Genomic DNA, 18,978 nt, shown 5'->3' on the forward strand with positions numbered 1-18,978 from the left:
CTCTTTCAATGAGTAATGAATATACATCCAACCACCGGAAAATCGCTACTATTTTATCGATTATCCCAGGTTTAGGTCAATTTTATAATCGCCAATATCTTAAAGGTTTTCTTTTTCTAATATTAGGTTTCTCATTTGTTATCGCATTTTGGGATTTTATTGATATCGGATTATGGGGGATTTTTACACTTGGTACCCAAGTTCCTAGGGATAATTCTGTTTTCTTAATGGTATATGGAATTATTGCGTTTATTCTATTGGCCTTGGCCGTAATTGTAATGATTATTAACTTACGTGACGCATACAAAAATGGTGAAAAAAGGGATATGGGGCAAAAACTAAATTCAGTTCGCGAACAATACCATAACCTGATTGACAGCGGATTTCCTTATTTAATGTTATCTCCTGGTTTCCTTCTTCTATTATTTGTTGTAATCCTGCCGATTGTTTTTGTGCTCTTACTCGCATTTACAAATTATGATTTGTATCATACTTGGCCCGCGCAATTAACAGATTGGGTTGGAATCCAAAATTTTATTGATTTGTTTACGCTAGATGTATGGAGAGAAACATTCTTAAGTGTATTTGCTTGGACTGTTATATGGACGTTTGGGGCTACGACATTACAAATTGCACTAGGAATATTTTTAGCTATCCTTGTTAATCAGAAAGACTTAAAAGGAAAAGCCATTATCCGTACAATTTTAATTTTACCATGGGCAGTACCTGCTTTCGTATCCATTCTAATTTTTTCAGGTATGTTTAATGAATCGTTCGGGGTAATTAATACAACGATTCTAAATTTCCTAGGAATTGATCCACTACCTTGGATGACAGATGCAATGTTTACCCGAATTGCTTTAATCATGATTCAAACATGGTTAGGTTTTCCATTTATTTTCGTAATGGTAACTGGAGTTCTTCAATCAATACCTGGTGAATTATATGAAGCAGCAACAATTGATGGAGCAAATGGCTTACAGAAGTTTAGAAAAATAACATTGCCACTCGTAATGTTCTCGATTGCACCAATATTAATTACGCAATATACATTTAACTTTAATAATTTCAATGTTATCTTCCTATTTAATAGTGGTGGACCTGCAATGCCAGGACAAAATGCTGGTGGAACCGACATTCTAATTTCGTGGATTTACGACTTAACGATGACTACACAGCAATACGGTATGGCAGCAGCAATCACAATGATTATGTCAGCTATCGTAATTGCAGTTGCATTATGGCAATTTAGAAGAACGAAGTCATTCCAAGAAGAGGATATGATGTGATATGAATATGAAAAGATCGAAAATAATCAGATTAACATTAACGTATTTAGTTTTTGCCATCATGGCAGTAATTATTATATATCCACTTGTCTGGGTGTTTGGTGCATCACTTACCCCTGGTACAAGTTTAACAAGTTCTAGTATTATTCCGGAGAATCCTACATGGGATCATTATAAAGAAATTTTTAACCCTAACGAAAGTCTCTACCTAACATGGTATTGGAACACGATTAAAGTGAGTGTTATATCAATGCTTTCAACCGTAATTACGGTAAGTTTGATGGCTTATGCATTCTCAAGATACCGTTTTGTCGGTCGTAAAAATGGTTTGATGACTTTCCTTATCTTACAGATGATACCTAACTTTGCAGCATTAATAGCTATCTTTGTATTAGCAAATGTTACGGGATTAATTAATACCCATCTTGGCTTAATTTTAATTTATGTCGGTGGTGCAATCCCGATGAATACATGGCTAATGAAGGGATATCTTGATTCCATTCCAAAAGAGCTTGATGAAAGTGCACGCATGGATGGTGCTGGTCACTTCCGTATTTTTTGGCAAATTGTTATGCCATTAGCAAAACCAATGATTGCCGTCGTAGCGGTAAATTCATTCATTATACCATTTACTGATTTTATATTGGCAAAAGTTATCCTGCGTCAACCGGAACAATATACGTTAGCAATTGGCTTGTATGAACTCGTTTCACGTCAATATGGAAGTGAGTTTACGATGTTTGCAGCAGGTAGTATTTTAATTGCGATTCCAATTGCGATTCTATTCTTATCCTTACAAAAATATTTCGTATCTGGCCTAACTGCTGGTGGTATTAAAGGCTAAATAAATAGGAGGGGATTAAGGTGCTAGAAGATACTAGCTTTGCCATTCATCCTGGTAAAGGAACTAACTCAGAAGCCGTCATTTATCGCAGTGTTGGTAATCTTAAAAGCTATTCAATAAAAGATAACGTATATCAATTTCATTGCGAAAACGGAGAGGTTGCAATTCAATTTTACACAGAATCGATTGTTCGAATTGTAATGAACCAACATGTAATGCCAAATTTAAAAGACTCACAAACCGTTATTTCCACACCTATAGATGTAGTAGTTACGGAAGAATTAATGGGTGAATTATTCGAACTGAAAACAAACCAACTCTCATTGCATATAGAAAAAGCACCATTTCGATTAACTGTAAAAGATAGACAAGGTAGAACAATCGTTTCAGAAGGTAAGCGGGGCATAACTTACCAGGAAAATGGAAGAGTTACTGTGTTCAAAGAAATGGATGAGGCAGATCATTTCTATGGGTTCGGTGAGAAAACTGGCCATCTTGATAAACGTGGAGAAAAATATGAAATGTGGAACTCAGACGTATTTGCTCCGCATAATCCAGAGACAGATCCATTGTATGAGTCCATTCCATATTTTATGACATTACGAAATGGTAAGGCACATGGTATCTTTTTTGATAATACTTTCCGTACCGTATTTGATATGAAATCAGATGAGGATTACTACTCCTTTTCTGCAGAAGGTGGACAAGTTGATTATTATCTCATGGCTGGCCCATCTCCGAAAGAGGTACTTGAACAATATACACACTTAACCGGGAGAATTCCATTACCACCAAAATGGGCCATCGGATATCACCAATCACGGTATAGTTATGAAACAGAAGCGGAAGTACGCGAACTTGCTAAGAACTTTATTGAGCGAGATATTCCGATTGATGTGATCCATCTAGATATTCACTATATGAATGGGTATCGTGTATTTACATTTGATAAGGAAAGCTTTCCTAATCCAGAAAAATTAATTGCTGATTTACGAGATATGGGTATTCGCATTGTGCCAATTGTTGATCCAGGTGTGAAAAAGGATCCAGAATACCCGATTTATCAAGAAGGAATCAGAGAAGATCAGTTTTGTAAATATATCGAAGGAAATATTTATTTTGGAGAGGTATGGCCTGGGGATAGTGCTTTCCCTGATTTTACAGATGAAAAGGTTCGTAAGTGGTGGGGCGATAAACATGCTTATTACACGGATCTTGGTGTTGAGGGTATCTGGAATGATATGAATGAACCAGCTGTTTTTAATGAAACGAAAACGATGGACTTAGAAGTAATGCATTATAATGATGGAGAACCAAGAACACATCGTGAACTTCATAACGTATATGGCCTTCTTATGGGAAAAGCAACGTATGAAGGTTTAAGAGAGCAACTAAATGGCAAACGTCCATTTTTATTAACACGAGCGGGGTATGCTGGTGTTCAACGCTATGCTTCTGTTTGGACTGGTGATAACCGAAGTTTCTGGGAGCATTTACAAATGTCCATTCCTATGGTGATGAATCTTGGGTTGTCAGGTGTTGCCTTTACTGGACCAGATGTTGGTGGATTTGCTCATGACACGAATGCCGAACTATTAACACGTTGGATGCAAGTCGGGGCGTTTACACCATTTTTCCGAAATCATTCAGCGATTGGAACGGTTTATCAAGAACCATGGCAATTTGGTGGGAAATATGAGAAAATCATGAAGAAATATATTCAAATGCGCTATGAGTGGATGCCACAGCTTTATTCGCTGTTTTATCAGGCAAGCAAGAGTGGCTTACCTGTGATGCGTCCTTTATTGATGGAATATCCTAAAGATGAGAAGACGTATAACTTAAACGATCAATTCATGATTGGTGATAATGTTGTCATTGCACCGATACTTGCACCTTCTGTAACCGATCGTGCTGTATATCTACCTGAAGGAGAATGGGTAGAATTTTCAACAGGAGAAGTATACGAAGGAAGTAAAACGCATCTGGTACATGCTGAACTTAAAGACTTACCAATATTTATTAGAAAAGGTACAGCAATCATGCAAGGCAGTTGGAGTTCTAATAAAGATAAAGAAACGAAAAATGTAACAATGAATGTTTATCCAGGTTTAGATAATACTTACAGATTCACATTTTATGATGATGATGGAGAGACGTTTGACTATGAAAATGGTAACTATCATGAATTAGAGATAGAAGTCGTTTCCACATCTGAACAGCTCAAAATTGATATTATCAATATTGAGGGGAACTATATCCCGCCATATGAAAAAATAGACGTTCATATCATAGGTAGGAACAATGAACAGGAAGTTTTCATAAATGGAGTAAAATGCAGTGACAACCCGATTATTTCTTTAGTAGAATAAAAGTTAAATATGTGATAGAGGGTGAAAATGATGGTAACGATTAAGGATATAGCGAAAGCAACAGGTGTTTCACCCTCTACGGTTTCGAGAGTACTAGCGGATAACCCTAGAATTAGTGAAGATACAAAGAAAAAAGTGCGAAAAACGATGCGTGAATTAGGATATCATCCAAACATTCATGCTCGTAATTTAGTAGCGAAATCATCGAAGGCAATTGGTGTTATCTTACCTTCTTCGGCTGACAAAGCATTACAAAACCCATTCTTTCCAGAAGTCCTACGGGGCATTGGTTCAGTCACACATGAAAGGGAATATGCAATGGTTCTTTCCAGTGCGCAAAATGGAGAAGAAATAATGTCTGAAGTTCGGCGAATGGTGTTCGGAAGATATGTAGATGGGTTGATTCTCCTTTATTCTCGTATCAATGACCCAGTTACAGAATTTTTAAATGAACAGGATTTTCCGTATGTTATTGTCGGAAAACCATATGAAAATATAAATACAGTTACACATGTCGATAATGACAACTTTACAGCTGGTAAGGAGATTACCAAATACTTAATCGACCAGGGGCATGAATATATTGCTTTTATCGGTGGCTCAAGAGAGTTATTTGTGACTGTTGATCGTGAAGCTGGCTACGAAGCGGCCCTAAAGGAAGCTGGTTTACCGAATATAGAGGAACAAAAACTGCATACCGAATTCCTGAAATCAGGTGGCCGTGAAGCGGTAGAGAGTATCTTAGCTCTGGAAAAACGCCCGACTGCCATTGTTGTCAGTGATGATTTAATTAGTCTAGGCGTGCTAAGTCGACTTGAGCAATCTGGAGTAAATGTGCCAGAGGATATTTCAGTAGTAAGCTTCAATAATGTGTATCTATCAGAAATTACGCGGCCAGCACTTACAACAATTGATATTCATATTTATGAATTGGGTGCACAATCTGCGAAGGCACTCATTGAAAAGGCAGAAAACAAATCCGAGCCAGCAAAACGGATTATTATTCCACATGATATTATTTATCGTGACTCTGTTAGTAAAAGAGAAAGCTAATACATGGGCTTTCTCTCTTTTTAAAAAAGTAAATTATTACGTTTCAACTAGGAGGACTATCATGAAAAAAACTTGGTGGAAAGAAGCAGTTGCATATCAAGTATACCCACGTAGCTTTATGGATTCGAATGGAGATGGGATTGGTGATATCCAAGGGATTATTTCCAAACTTGATTATATAAAAGACTTAGGAATTGACGTGATTTGGATTAGCCCGATTTACAAATCACCAAACGACGACAATGGATATGATATAAGTGATTATAAAGATATTATGGATGAGTTCGGGACGATGGAAGATTTTGATGAATTGCTTGATGAAGTTCACAAGCGTGACATGAAATTAATTATGGACCTAGTAATCAACCATACATCTGATGAACATCCATGGTTCATTGAGTCAAGAAAATCAAAAGATAACCCGTATCGTGATCACTATATTTGGCATCCTGGTAAAGACGGTAAGGAACCAAATAACTGGGAATCCATTTTTGGTGGGTCTGCCTGGAAGTATGATGAGAATACGGATGAGTATTTTATGCATCTATTTTCCAGTAAACAACCTGATTTGAACTGGGAAAATCCCGAAGTCCGTACTGAGTTATATAATATGGTTAACTGGTGGCTTGATAAAGGAATTGACGGCTTCCGAGTAGATGCAATTTCACATATTAAAAAAATTGCTGGATTCCCAGATTTACCGAATCCAAATAATTTAAAATATGTTTCATCTTTTGAAGGGCACATGAATCGTCCTGGTATTCAGAAACTGTTAAAAGAACTAAAAGAAAATACATTTGCAAAGTACGATATCATGACCGTTGGTGAGGCAAACGGCGTAAATGAGGACCAGGCAGATGAATGGGTTGGTGAAGAAAACGGGAAGTTTAATATGATTTTCCAATTCGAGCATCTTGACCTCTGGGGAAAAGATACAAACAATGGTTTAGATATTCATGCATTGAAGGAAACATTAAGTAAATGGCAGAAAGGGCTTGACGGTAAGGGCTGGAACGCTTTATTCCTAGAGAATCACGACCAACCACGGTCTGTTTCCACTTGGGGGAATGATGCAGCTTATCGCGTGGAATCAGCGAAAGGACTTGCGACGATGTATTTCCTTATGCAAGGTACACCGTTTATTTACCAAGGGCAAGAACTGGGTATGACAAATGCGGCCTTCCCTTCGATTGACGATTATAACGATGTTAGAGCAAAAAATATGTATAATGAGGCATTAGAAACGGGCAGATCCACCCAAGATATTATGGAAGTTATCTGGAAAGCAGGTCGTGACAACTCTAGAACACCAATGCAATGGAATGACGAGAAGAATGCAGGATTTTCGGAGGGTAAACCTTGGTTAAAAGTAAATCCAAATTACAAAGAAATTAATGTGGAAAATGAATTGGCTGATTCAAATTCTGTTTATCATTATTATAAGCAGCTAATCGAATTGCGCCGTAAGAATCAAGTTTTCGTGTACGGTAGCTATGAGCTCATTTTGGAAAATCATGACCAGATTTATGCATATACAAGAACATTAGAAGATGAGAATGTAATGATTTTGGTGAATTTATTTGAAGAGGAAGCAGTATATAATTTGCCAGAAGAGATTAAGAGCATGGATGCTGAATTATTGATTAGTAATTATGCGGATGCGAAGAATGAATTAGAGTTAACGCTTCGTCCATATGAGGCGAGGGTTTATCGGTTGAAATAATTTTTGGCACTTAGGTCTTTGGGTTTGTGTGATTGGAGATTGTGCTCGTTTGGGATCGTACTTTATTGCTGATATTTTGCCGTTTCGCCAAAGTTCACAGTGGTTTCGCTGAAGTTCACGGAGGAATCGCTGAAGTTAACAATTGTTTCGCCGAAGTTCACAACTAAATTCCCAAAGTTCACAATTGGGGAGAGTTGATAACTTATTAAGATTAACCTTTATATCAGTTGTTGGTACGTTGGTTGTGGAATATAATAAAAAGTAGAAAGCAAATCTCATTTAGGAAGGAGCTTTTCATAGATGAGTTTACCAAGTGAAAGGAAAGTTTCATTAGAGGAATTTTATATTCTAAGGGAAGAATCTGATCAATTATTGGAGTACATTGATGGTGTAGTTTATATAGCTACATCGCCATCTACTGTACATCAGCGTATTTCTGGGCGTTTACATGCGCAGCTTTTTCAATTATTAGAAGGTAAAGAATGTGAGGTTTTCCACGCTCCTTTTGATATCCAACTTAGTAGCGCCAACATGGAGGATAAAAAGATAGTAATTCCTGATTTGTCGGTTATTTGTGAAAAAGATGGTTTGAAGGCAGATAAATATATTGGTGCACCAACAATGGTGATAGAGATCACAAGTCCGTCTAATCAATCCCATGATTTGGTAACGAAATTAAACTTATACATGCAGAATGGTGTTAAAGAATATTGGATTGTCAACCCATTACTAAATTCTGTGCAAATTTACACATTAGATCAAGCAGGAAATTATCAACAAAAAGATGTTGCAAAGGATACAGGTATTGTTAAATCTAGTGTTGTAGAGGGGTTTCGTGTGGATTTGGAGGGGTTATTTCAGTAATTTTTTCCCAATATACCCCCAAAAAATCAGTGCACCAAATAATTGAAATAAATGAGGGATGAGCACGATTTACATTTTGCTCATTCCCCTGTATTTAAAACGGTAAATCATCATCATGGATGTTTATCCGTATTTCTTTATTTGGCTTCGTTCGACTCTCTTTTTTAGGAATAATCTCCTCATTCCATTCTTCCCACGTAATCCCGTAAGGAGCACCGCTATCCGTATATCCTGCAATAAATGCGAAGGTTTCATCACTATCCTCCCAAAGTTCTTCTTCAAACTGTTGTCTTTTTGCTTCCTTTCTTCGTTCCGTTTGTATTTGCTTTTGCAACTCCGCATCTTTTAATTTTTGTTTATAGTTATCGTCAAAATTATAACCTATCATTTCCAACTCTCTAACAGCACATAGTTTATTAACGGCAAAGTGCTTGCTGTAGCCATTCACTAGATTTTTACCAGGATATTTAGGAATCCAATGTTTAGCAGCATCAAGTCGCCTTGGACGATTTAGTCGTTTGTGTCTAGGTGTGTTGGTATTTTGTTTCTTCTTTCGTTTTCCCATGATATATTTCCTCCTGAAAAATTAATATATATCGTATGTATTGACGCTTTTTTAGTTAAAATTGTTGATAGAATGATAACTAGAAAAGAGGGCTACTATGGAACAAATGAAAATAAAACTTCAACTAGCACTTGAAGAATGTGAACGATTGAAACAAGAAAATCTCCATTTGAAAAAACTCTTAAACAAGTACAATATACCATTTCCTGATGAAGCTAGCGTAAAACACTATGAAATAGAAAGGGAAATAGATAAAAGGATTAGTATTTTTAATAATTTATTTAAAGGACGAGAAGATGTATTTGCTATACAGTGGCAGAAGGAAGAAGGAAAAGTTGGTTATTCTCCTGCCGTTAAGGGGAAATCCTATATTCCATTGATAAATCAAGTCATCTACAACCATCTTAATGGAAAGGAAACCATTGGTATATATCCTTTGTTAAAAGATAATACATGTTGGTTTTTAGCAGTAGACTTTGATAAGAAAGCGTGGAAAGAGGATGCATCGGTGTGTCTAAATGTATGTAAAGAATTGAATGTACCCGCCAGCATGGAAATATCTCGCTCAGGCAATGGTTGTCATATATGGATTTTCTTTGATGTTCCAATTTCTGCTGCAGATGCAAGAAAACTTGGGAACATGGTTCTTACAAGGACATTGGAAAATGGCTACCAAGCTGGAATTTCTTCTTTCGACAGATTATTTCCTAGTCAGGACACACTACCTGAAGGTGGTTTTGGAAATCTAATAGCCTTACCACTCCAAAAAGGTCCTCGTAAAAATAGTAATAGTGTATTTGTTGATGAGCATTTTAGACCGTATCCTAATCAGTGGGAATATTTAGCGAGTGTTAGAAAGATGAGCAAAGCTGAAGTTGAAAACTTAGTTAAGGACATAAGACACGAAGAAAAGATATCCGAAATTAATCAGCCCTTACCACATAAGCTTGAGGTTATATTAAAAAATGGGATCTACATACAAAAAGACGGCCTTCCTAGAGAATTCGCAAATAAATTAATTCAGTTGGCAACGTTTAGTAATCCAGCATTTTATAAAGCACAATCACGGAGACTTTCAACGTATAAGATACCTAGAACGCTAAAATGTGCTGATATTTTTGAGGACTATTTCATTTTGCCTAGAGGATGTATAGATGGCTTGGAAGAATTATGTGCTGAAAATAATATAGAGTTAGTTATTAATGACAGTACAAATCATGGAACAGAATTAGAAGTTAAATTTTTGGGGGAATTAACAGCACAACAGGAAGATGCAGCTGAACAATTGCGTAATAGAAGACATGGTATTTTATCTGCAACAACAGGATTTGGGAAAACAGTTATAGCAGCTACTTTAATATCAAAGAGGAAGGTTAATACATTAGTAATTGTCCATACGAAACAATTACTTGAACAATGGAAGGAAAAACTATGTCAATTTTTAGATATAGATCCAGGAAAAATTGGTCAGATTGGTGGTGGCAAAAATACTGCAAAAGGATTCATTGATATTGCAACCATTCAAAGTCTAAACTATGAAGGGGAAATAAAAGACGCTGTTCGCAATTACGGGCAAATTATTGTAGACGAGTGTCATCATATTTCCGCTTTCCGATTTGAAGCAGTATTGAAAAAGGCAGAGGCCGAATTTATTTGTGGATTAACAGCTACTCCAAAACGAAAAGACGGGTTACATCCGATTATGACCATGCAATGTGGGCCAATTCGATATAAGGTGACGGCTAAAGCGCAAGCAAAAGTTTTACCATTTAAGCGAGTATTAATACCTAGAAAAACAGCATTTAAGAGTAATTTATTTGATAAAGAAAGTACGTTGCAAAATCTCTATTCAAGTATAATCCAGGATAAGAAGCGAAACGAGATGATCTTTAACGATGTATTGTTAGAACTGGAGAAGGGGTCTACGCCTTTAATTTTGACAGAAAGAATTGAACATGTTGAGATATTAGAAAACATGTTTCGAGGATTTGCAAAGAATATGCTTGTTTTAACAGGTGGCTTGAAGAGAAAAAAGAGGGAAGACAGACTGAAAAAATTGCAGGAAATTCCAGCAAATGAGGAAAAGTTAATCATTGCCACAGGTAAGTATATAGGAGAAGGGTTTGATTATGCGGTATTAGACACCCTATTTTTGACAATGCCTATTGCGTGGAAAGGTACCCTAGAGCAATACGTAGGAAGATTGCATCGACTATATGAAAACAAAGAAACTCTGAAAGTTTATGATTATATCGATGCTCGGGAAGAAACATTTCGAAAAATGTTTATGAAAAGAAATTCAGCATATAAGTCATTAGGATATAAGGTGGATAATAAAGAGTTTAGCGAGCAGATGAAATTATTTTTATAAGAATATTCATCCTATTTTGTTATTATTATCAATAATAAAATGATAATATAAAAGAAAGCAACTCATATCTATGGTGGGCGGTTGGCCATCTCCTGATAGATAGGAGGTGGTTGATGACGACATATGAAGCATTAAGTCTGATAGCTCAATTTAGCTTAATTATAGTAGCTATCCTGACATTAGTAGTAACAATTGTCGTCTTTCTAAACAAAAAGAAGTAACCGTCCACATTGGTCAATGACGTGACGATTACTTCTCTTTGATTATTTACTTAATTCATTTGGCCGACCGCTCTTTATGCGGTAGGTAGTTGCTACCGAGTGGTTCCCGCCACTCGGTCTTTTTTATATCTTTATTATACGCTATTTGTGTTTGTTTATTCAAGTGATTATGACACTTGAGTATACATAAAGCTTGCGATGGCAGGCTTTTTTTTCTGTGGCCCAGGATGAACAAATATTAAAGTATTGTGAACATAATAAAAAAAGCTATCCCCTATGAGAAATTTGTCCCATAATAAGATAAATATCATTTTAAGGGGACGAGTAAGGCATGTTATCTTTCACAGTGAAAAGTCAAAAGGAAACAAAATATTCAATAATATCATTAGGTAAAGAAATGAATCCAGTTCTAGAAATCGAAGCGGATTCAGATTTGGAAAAACAGTTAAAAATGTTGGATTTAAAACGAGAAGACCTTACGATTGCACAGGTATTAAAACCATATATTGAAAAGGAAATCTACCCCTTAGTTGATGCCTTCTATGAAAATTTACATTATAATCCAGACCTTATAGCTATTATCGATAAGCATAGTTCCATTGAGCGGCTAAAACAAACATTTCGTACCCATATTGTTGAGATGTTCTCAGGACGGCTGGATGAAGCTTTTATGAAAAAGCGTAGAAGAATTGCACAAGCTCATTTGAAAGTTGGGCTGACGCAAAAGTGGTATATCGCATCCTTTGGGAAATTATTTTTAGAGCTAACCAACGTAATACACAAACATTTTGCAACGAGTGAAAATAGAGAAGCTGGAATCAGAATATGCTATAAGCTAATCTGTTTGGAACAGGAAATCGTATTAGACGCATACGATGAGGAATTTGTTGCGCTAAGAGAATCTGAGATGAAGACACAGATGAAGATGGATATGCTGAAATTATTAGAAAAAACATCGATAGATTTGGCGGCACTTGCTGAGGAGACAAGCTTAGCTATTGAGGAAATGAGTTCAAAAGTTAATCTGATTACGGAAAATTCGAAAGGTAGTACAGAATTAGCTGAGAATGCAATGTATGCTGCAGATGAGGGGAAAACATTGCTAAATGAGATGGAGCATTCACTTGGGAGGATGGAGGAAGAGTCATCAACAGTGAGTAAAAATATGCAGTTTTTAGAAACGATGGCCGTACAAATAAAGGATATTGTTGGGATTGTAAAGTCAATAGCAGATCAAACGAATTTACTAGCGTTAAATGCCTCGATTGAAGCAGCACGTGCAGGTGAGCATGGTCTGGGGTTTGCTGTTGTTGCTAGTGAAGTTCGGAAGCTATCAGAGCAGACTAGTGAGTCCGTACTAAATGTAAGTGATTTAGTGAAACAAATTAATAATCAGGTTCATCATAGCACATCTTCCATCCGAAATGTACAGGAAACATTATACAATGTGAAGGATAAAATGCATGAGACGCTCTCAGCCTTTATGAATATTAATGATGGGATGAGGGAAACAAGGGCAAGTAATAAGAATATCCAAGGCGAACTAGAACACTTTGGAAGTATACTTCATGAAATTGAATCATCCTCAGCAACGATTGCTGAAAAAGCAGAAGGGTTAAGTAGTATGATGGAGGACCGCGAAGAATGGAGAAATTAATTAGAAAGTACTAATCTTTAATAAGAAGATATTAGTAGCATGGATCATTAAAGTGGTCTGTGCTTTTTTATTGTATGAAAAAGACATTTAATGTAGTATGCTTTGATAAACATTGAAGTGGGGGCGAGAAACCATGTCACAAAGGACTAAAACATTTTTATCTATTCTACAAAAAAGGAAAAGTTTCTTATGGTCTTTCATAGTTGTCATAACACTTCTCTGGGGATATGCTTGGGTATTAATGAAGGAAGCACACCATTACATGGAGCCATTTACGTTTTCTTCCTTTCGTTTCGGTATTGGGACAATCACTTTATAGTTCTTAAGTATTGTAGCAGGTTCGGTGTTGATTATTGTGGGGATTGTTGTTACACAATAAAAAACTCCTCGGGCTTAATACGCGCTACCGAGGAGTTTTTTATTTTAAAAGACCAACAACCCAATTGTTATCGGTATAAAGCTAAACAATAAAATCATGACACAGAATCCCATAATATCACGAACTTTAAGTCCTGCGATTGCTAATGCTGGAAGTGCCCAGAATGGTTGGATCATATTTGTCCAGGCATCACCCCAGGCAATGGCCATGGTAGTTTTTGCAACGTCAGCATCAAGTTGGAGTGCAGCATCTATCATAATTGGCCCCTGTACTGCCCATTGTCCTCCGCCAGATGGGACGAAGAAGTTTACAAGCCCTGCACTGATAAAGGAAAGAAAAGGCAATGTATAATCTGTTGCAATGTTTACGAAAAACAGTGACATTTGATCGGACAATCCAGAAGCGACCATCATACCCATAATCCCTGCATAGAAAGGGAATTGGATAATAATTCCACCAGCATTTTTAACACCTTTTCCTACTGAATCCAAGAAGCGTCTTGGTGTACGGTGAAGGATAATTCCTAGGAAAAGGAAAATAAAGTTTACAATATTAATATTTAAGTCAAATCCACTGTTAACAAAATGATAGATGACAAATGCAAGTCCCATCACGCCAATTATAAGTGAAGGAATTTGACTGTTTTCTAGTTTCTCAGCTGGTGTTGTTGCTTTAGACTCCACCAATTCATCATCATCTTCTGGTGGGCGTAATGCTGTATTATCAACCTTCTTATCCGTATTTTCCGTAGATTTTAATAGGTAGCGATTGAAAAAAGGTAAAGTGATAACCAATACAACCACAACGAAAATATTAAACGGACTGAATAATGTTTGAACAACAGGAATGAGTCCCATCGTATCTTCTAAAAAATGTCCTGGTGTTGCGATAGTTAGTGGGATGGATGCGGAAAAGCCACCATGCCACACGATAAATGCACTATAGGCACTAGCAATTAGAATGCGGTAATCCACTGTGGGAACTCTTCTAGCAACATGAATGGCAAACAATGCACCAACAACAAGGCCAAATCCGTAATTGATTAAGCAAGCAATTAACGCAACGAACGTCACGAGCATAACAGCCTGTGAGGGTGTTTTAGCAAGTGTGCTTAATTTCTCTAAAAATCGCTTCACAACCGGTGTACTCGCTAAAATATATCCAGTAACAACAACGAGTGACATCTGCATAGCAAATTCTAGTAAATCCCAAAATCCTGTTCCCCAATGCTCAATCATTTGAATTGGGCCACTATCTGTGAAAAAGACACCTAACAAATACACAACAAATGTTAGGATAATAGCAAATAGAAAAGCATCCGGTAAATATCGCTGCACCATTCTGTCAAAGAATGACGTGAGTGCTTTCATAGTATTCCTCCTAGTTATAAATTCGAAAACGATTTCATGTAACTACTAGTATGTTTGGGCACTTAATAAATGTCCAGACAAGTTATCCCTGAAATATTCTCCAAGCCACCTTCAATTTCTAATTTATTTCAATGGACTAATGTGACAGCCGTAAAATTTGAATAATAGAATTATATTCTAATTGTAAAGAATAAGTCAATTGACTTAAATAAATGTTGTGTTTTGTCGATATAGTAAATAGATACAGGTATTTTTTACTGTTTCACAATAAAATTAAATCTTGCTGTATTTACTTGGTAGTACAGGTGATATAAGATATTACCATTTAGGTAATTAGGAGGAAAATCATCATGGATATAACATCGCTTATTGGTATATTATTAGGACTTATCGCAATTGGAGTTGGTATGGTATTAAAAGGTGTCGCACTATCTGCATTAATAAATCCCGCTGCCATATTAATTATTATTCTAGGAACAGTTGCCGCAGTTCTTATCGCATTTCCGTTAAGCACCATAAAAAAGGTACCTTCTCTGTTTAAAATATTATTTACCGAGAAAAAATTAGTAGATAATAAAGAAGTTATTAAAAAATTTGGGGAATGGGCAGATTTGACACGTAAAGAAGGATTACTGTCATTAGAATCACAAATTGATAAAGTAGAAGATCAGTTTCTATCATCAAGTCTACAGTTAGTGGTAGATGGACAAAGTAATGAATATATTAAAGAAGTTTTAGAAGAGAAGATAAATTCAATGGAACAACGACATGAGGAAGGAGCAGCGGTCTTTACGCAAGCGGGGACATATGCACCAACACTTGGTGTTCTAGGAGCTGTTATTGGTTTGATTGCCGCTTTAGGGGATATGTCAAACACGGATGCTTTAGGTCATGCAATTTCTGCTGCATTTATTGCTACATTATTAGGGATTTTTACTGGATATGTGTTATGGCATCCATTTGCCAATAAATTAAGGGAAAAATCCAAAAAGGAAGTATTACAGAAAGAATTGATGATTGAGGGTGTCTTATCAATTACAAACGGTAATTCCTCGAAAATGATAAAAGAAAAATTAAGTTCGTTTCTTTCTTCAAAAGAATCAGCTAAGATGAATGAGGAGGAGCGTAATGAGTAGGAGAAAGAAGAAAAAATCTAACCATGTTGATGAATCCTGGCTTCTCCCATACTCGGATATGCTAACACTTCTCGTTGCATTATTTATTGTCTTATTTGCATCAAGTAATGTCGATGCACAGAAATTTCAAGAATTAGCGCAAGTTTTCAGGAGTGAATTTTCCTCAGGGTCAAATGGGATTATTGATGATGGTCCAGCCCCAGGGGAGGCACTACCTCCAGTTGAAACAGACGAGGAAACAGAAGAAAATGAAGAAGAAACAAGTAAAGGTTCTGTTGAGTTAGCAAACTTGCAAGAGATGCAAGAGGGAGTGAATCAGTACATTACTGAAAATGAACTGATAGAGTCATTGGAAACAAGTTTAACAAATGAAGGTTTATTAATTACCATCCTGGATAATGTATTCTTTGACCCAGGTAGTGCGGAAGTGAAAGAAGAAGGGATTGAAACGGCTATAGAAGTTTCTAAACTGTTATACTCAGATCCGCCACATCAGGTTGTAATTAGTGGGCATACGGACGACGTACCCATGCACAATCATGAATTTTCGTCAAACTGGGAACTTAGTGTGGAACGTGGAGTTAATTTCATGTCACTCGTATTACAAAATGAAAAACTGGATCCGACACTTTTTAGTGTGAAAGGGTATGGGGAATACAAACCACTCTTCCCGAACAATAGTGATGAAAATCGTGCAAAAAATAGAAGAGTAGAAGTGTTAATTTTACCAAATTATGAGATCAATGTAGAAGAATAACAGAGATAATAGGAGAAAGGGGTTGTTTTTGTGGATATCGCATTAATGTCAATGGCATTAAGTCAGGGTCAAGCCCAGCAGCAAGCTTCCATATCAGTAATGAAGATGGCAATGGGAAATGCTGAACAGCAGGGTGAAGCTATTCAGAAATTAATGAGTACGCCTAATACAACTGCGATCCAACAAGCTACCCAGCCGCATTTGGGTAGTAGAATTGATTTGAAGGTTTGAGGAAGGATAGTGTCTTCGAAAATAGAGATGATTTCTGTATTGAGCAGGGATCATTTTATTTTTATTAAAGGAAATACGTTAAAGAATGAAGAAAAATAACCGATATAATGTATAACTACAAAATGATTAAATTTCTATTAGGATAATAATGAGGTGAACAGAATGTCTAGTATGCGTATTGGTGGTCTTGCTTCAGGGATTGATACGGATTCAATTGTAAAACAGCTGATGCAAGTTGAGAAAATGCCACTAGATAAATTGGAACAAGATAAAACATGGATGACATGGCAACGAGATGCTTATCGTGAAATAAATTCTCTACTGTTTGATCTTGATGCTGCTGTTTTTGACATGAAATTATCAAGTACCTATCAATCGAAGACGGTGAGTTCGTCTGAAGATAAAGCGGTGACAGCGATAGCTGGGGCAAATGCACCGAACGGGTCACATACGATTGAGGTACATCAAGTAGCTACTGCGGCTCGTAATATTAGTAATAAAGGTATTTCTGAAGGTTCGGAGAGTAAAATTGATGCTGATAAAAGTCTTTGGAGTCAAAAAGACGTGTTAGGTATTGATAATATTTTCTCTGAAAGCGAAACATACACAGAAAATAAAGATATTAAAGTTGGAGAAAACGGTGGCGATACATTTAAACTCGATAAAGGTGCGATAGTAAGTTTTGGAGATAAGAAGGAAATAATAGTAACTGATAGCGAAGGAAATAACACTGAGCAATATGAGATAATTACTGGAACCGGTCCAATTGATGAAGCAAGTATAGGTGCTAAGCAAGTTTACGTAAATACAGATACAGGTGAAATGAAATTTGGAGAACCTTTAAAAGAGGGTAGTACGATTAAAGGACCAGAATATACCCGGAATACAATTTCTTTTTCCTTTACAACATATGATGAGAATGGACAACCAATAGAGGATGATCCTAACAATAAAGATGGCGATTATGATTTTGTATTCGATGCAACAACATCCTTAAATCAAATCATGAATGAAATTACAAGATCTGATGTAGGGATTTCAGCGTTCTATGATTCGTATACGGATAAAGTAAGTTTCCAGCGTACGGAAACAGGTGTGTTAAATCAAGAAAAAAGACTAACAGATGAAGAAATTGGAAAACTAGTAGACAAGGAAATTGAAAAACTAAAAGAAGAAAATGTAGTACTAACAGATGAAGATATTGCAAAAATAAGAGAGGAAAAAGTTGCCGAACAATACGCTAAACAAGCTGAAATAGGAATGTCTGGTGAGTTTTTTAAGGTTTTGGGAATGGATTCTAAAAATGAAGTAGCTAGTCAAAACGCCGAATTTACCCTAGACGGACTTAAAACCCAAAGAACATCTAACACGTTTAACATCAGTGGTGTAACCTATTCCGTAAAAGCAATAGGTACTTCAACTGTTAGTGTAGAAGATAACACAGAAGCTTCTTTTGAAAAAATAAAGGAATTTGTTGATAAATATAATGAAACCATTGACAAGATAAACGAGAAATTAAATGAAGATCGCTATCGTGACTTTAAACCACTTACTGATGATCAAAGAGCTGAGATGTCAGAAAACGAAATAGAGCTTTGGGAAGAGAAAGCGCGAAGTGGACTGTTAAAAAGGGATAGTATTTTATCGTCAGCTTTATCAGAAATGAGATCAAGTTTTTATAGCCAAATTGAGACAGGTGGAACGTTTAAACACTTATCTGAAATTGGGATTGAAACTACTTCGAACTATCTAGATGGAGGAAAACTTGAGATTAATGAAACAAAATTAAAAGAAGCACTCGCCAAAGATTCTGAAGGAGTTTATAAGCTCTTTAGTAATGATGTAGAAGGCAGTGACCGCGGGATTATGAACCGTCTAGAGGACGCAATAGCGGGAACGATGGATCGTATCGAAGTAAGAGCTGGAAAATCTACGCAAACAACACAACAATATACCATGGGTAGACGACTTGATAATATTGACGACCAAATTGAACGTTTTCAGGATCGTTTAACGCAAATTGAAGATCGTTACTGGAGTCAATTTACTCAAATGGAAATGGCTATTCAACAAATGAACTCACAATCCACTTACTTAATGCAACAATTCAGCTTCTAAGTAATGATTAATTCTTTTAAAAATGGGG

Annotated in this window: 16 protein-coding genes; 14 read left to right on the forward strand and 2 right to left on the reverse strand. The window is 36.4% G+C overall.

Annotated elements, in window-relative coordinates; genetic code table 11:
- Nucleotides 1-8: 8 nt before the first annotated feature.
- From D8M05_RS01835 to D8M05_RS01860, 6 genes are all read left to right on the forward strand, one after another.
- Entirely contained in the window at nucleotides 9-1,289 is a 1,281-nt protein-coding gene (locus tag D8M05_RS01835) for a sugar ABC transporter permease (protein WP_121128071.1), read from the forward strand.
- A gap of 1 nt (nucleotide 1,290) precedes the next feature.
- Nucleotides 1,291-2,133 carry a sugar ABC transporter permease gene (locus D8M05_RS01840; protein ID WP_121128073.1) on the forward strand — a complete coding sequence of 281 codons (843 nt, stop codon included), beginning with the start codon at nucleotides 1,291-1,293 and terminating at the stop codon, nucleotides 2,131-2,133.
- A 20-nt stretch (nucleotides 2,134-2,153) separates the two neighbouring features.
- Complete coding sequence (locus D8M05_RS01845; protein ID WP_121128075.1) at nucleotides 2,154-4,505, forward strand: glycoside hydrolase family 31 protein; 2,352 nt, start codon at nucleotides 2,154-2,156, stop codon at nucleotides 4,503-4,505.
- A gap of 30 nt (nucleotides 4,506-4,535) precedes the next feature.
- The gene (locus D8M05_RS01850) at nucleotides 4,536-5,558 is read left to right on the forward strand and encodes a LacI family DNA-binding transcriptional regulator (RefSeq protein ID WP_121128077.1); all 1,023 of its coding nucleotides are present in this window, start codon (nucleotides 4,536-4,538) and stop codon (nucleotides 5,556-5,558) included.
- A 61-nt stretch (nucleotides 5,559-5,619) separates the two neighbouring features.
- Nucleotides 5,620-7,281, forward strand: a complete 1,662-nt coding sequence (locus D8M05_RS01855; protein ID WP_121128079.1) for a glycoside hydrolase family 13 protein — start codon at nucleotides 5,620-5,622, stop codon at nucleotides 7,279-7,281.
- A gap of 300 nt (nucleotides 7,282-7,581) precedes the next feature.
- Entirely contained in the window at nucleotides 7,582-8,145 is a 564-nt protein-coding gene (locus tag D8M05_RS01860; RefSeq protein WP_121128081.1) for a Uma2 family endonuclease, read from the forward strand.
- Between the two features lie 94 nt (nucleotides 8,146-8,239).
- Here the strand turns inward: D8M05_RS01860 and D8M05_RS01865 are convergent, their stop codons facing one another.
- Nucleotides 8,240-8,710: a hypothetical protein gene (locus tag D8M05_RS01865; protein WP_121128083.1), complete on the reverse strand. Its 471-nt coding sequence runs from the start codon at nucleotides 8,708-8,710 to the stop codon at nucleotides 8,240-8,242.
- Between the two features lie 97 nt (nucleotides 8,711-8,807).
- On the opposite strand from D8M05_RS01865, the gene D8M05_RS01870 reads away from it, so the two are divergent.
- From D8M05_RS01870 to D8M05_RS01880, 4 genes are all read left to right on the forward strand, one after another.
- Nucleotides 8,808-11,081, forward strand: coding sequence for a TOTE conflict system archaeo-eukaryotic primase domain-containing protein (locus tag D8M05_RS01870; protein WP_121128085.1), 2,274 nt, complete (start codon nucleotides 8,808-8,810; stop codon nucleotides 11,079-11,081).
- Nucleotides 11,082-11,194: 113 nt separating this feature from the next.
- Complete coding sequence (locus tag D8M05_RS20375) at nucleotides 11,195-11,302, forward strand: putative holin-like toxin (protein WP_220667571.1); 108 nt, start codon at nucleotides 11,195-11,197, stop codon at nucleotides 11,300-11,302.
- Nucleotides 11,303-11,633: 331 nt separating this feature from the next.
- On the forward strand, nucleotides 11,634-12,959 hold the full coding sequence (locus D8M05_RS01875) for a globin-coupled sensor protein (protein ID WP_121128087.1): 1,326 nt from the start codon (nucleotides 11,634-11,636) through the stop codon (nucleotides 12,957-12,959).
- A 133-nt stretch (nucleotides 12,960-13,092) separates the two neighbouring features.
- A complete protein-coding gene (locus D8M05_RS01880; RefSeq protein ID WP_121128089.1) occupies nucleotides 13,093-13,278 on the forward strand; it encodes an EamA family transporter in 186 nt (61 codons plus the stop codon).
- 104 nt (nucleotides 13,279-13,382) lie between these two features.
- Here D8M05_RS01880 and D8M05_RS01885 read toward each other — a convergent pair whose 3' ends face one another.
- Nucleotides 13,383-14,708, reverse strand: coding sequence for a short-chain fatty acid transporter (locus D8M05_RS01885; protein ID WP_121128091.1), 1,326 nt, complete (start codon nucleotides 14,706-14,708; stop codon nucleotides 13,383-13,385).
- Between the two features lie 350 nt (nucleotides 14,709-15,058).
- On the opposite strand from D8M05_RS01885, the gene motA reads away from it, so the two are divergent.
- The 4 genes from motA to fliD all read left to right on the forward strand — a co-directional run bounded on the left by motA (nucleotide 15,059) and on the right by fliD (nucleotide 18,950).
- The gene (motA, locus tag D8M05_RS01890) at nucleotides 15,059-15,844 is read left to right on the forward strand and encodes a flagellar motor stator protein MotA (RefSeq protein ID WP_121128093.1); all 786 of its coding nucleotides are present in this window, start codon (nucleotides 15,059-15,061) and stop codon (nucleotides 15,842-15,844) included.
- Complete coding sequence (gene motB / locus D8M05_RS01895) at nucleotides 15,837-16,601, forward strand: flagellar motor protein MotB (RefSeq protein ID WP_121128095.1); 765 nt, start codon at nucleotides 15,837-15,839, stop codon at nucleotides 16,599-16,601. Before motA ends, motB begins: the two co-directional genes overlap by 8 nt.
- Nucleotides 16,602-16,631: 30 nt before the next feature.
- Nucleotides 16,632-16,832 (forward strand): YjfB family protein, encoded by a 201-nt coding sequence (locus tag D8M05_RS01900; RefSeq protein ID WP_121128097.1) that lies wholly within the window; start codon nucleotides 16,632-16,634, stop codon nucleotides 16,830-16,832.
- Nucleotides 16,833-16,994: 162 nt separating this feature from the next.
- The gene (gene fliD / locus D8M05_RS01905) at nucleotides 16,995-18,950 is read left to right on the forward strand and encodes a flagellar filament capping protein FliD (RefSeq protein WP_121128099.1); all 1,956 of its coding nucleotides are present in this window, start codon (nucleotides 16,995-16,997) and stop codon (nucleotides 18,948-18,950) included.
- Nucleotides 18,951-18,978 lie beyond the last annotated feature (28 nt).

The sequence above is a fragment of the Oceanobacillus bengalensis genome (genome assembly GCF_003628445.1).
Taxonomy (GTDB): domain Bacteria; phylum Bacillota; class Bacilli; order Bacillales; family Amphibacillaceae; genus Oceanobacillus; species Oceanobacillus bengalensis.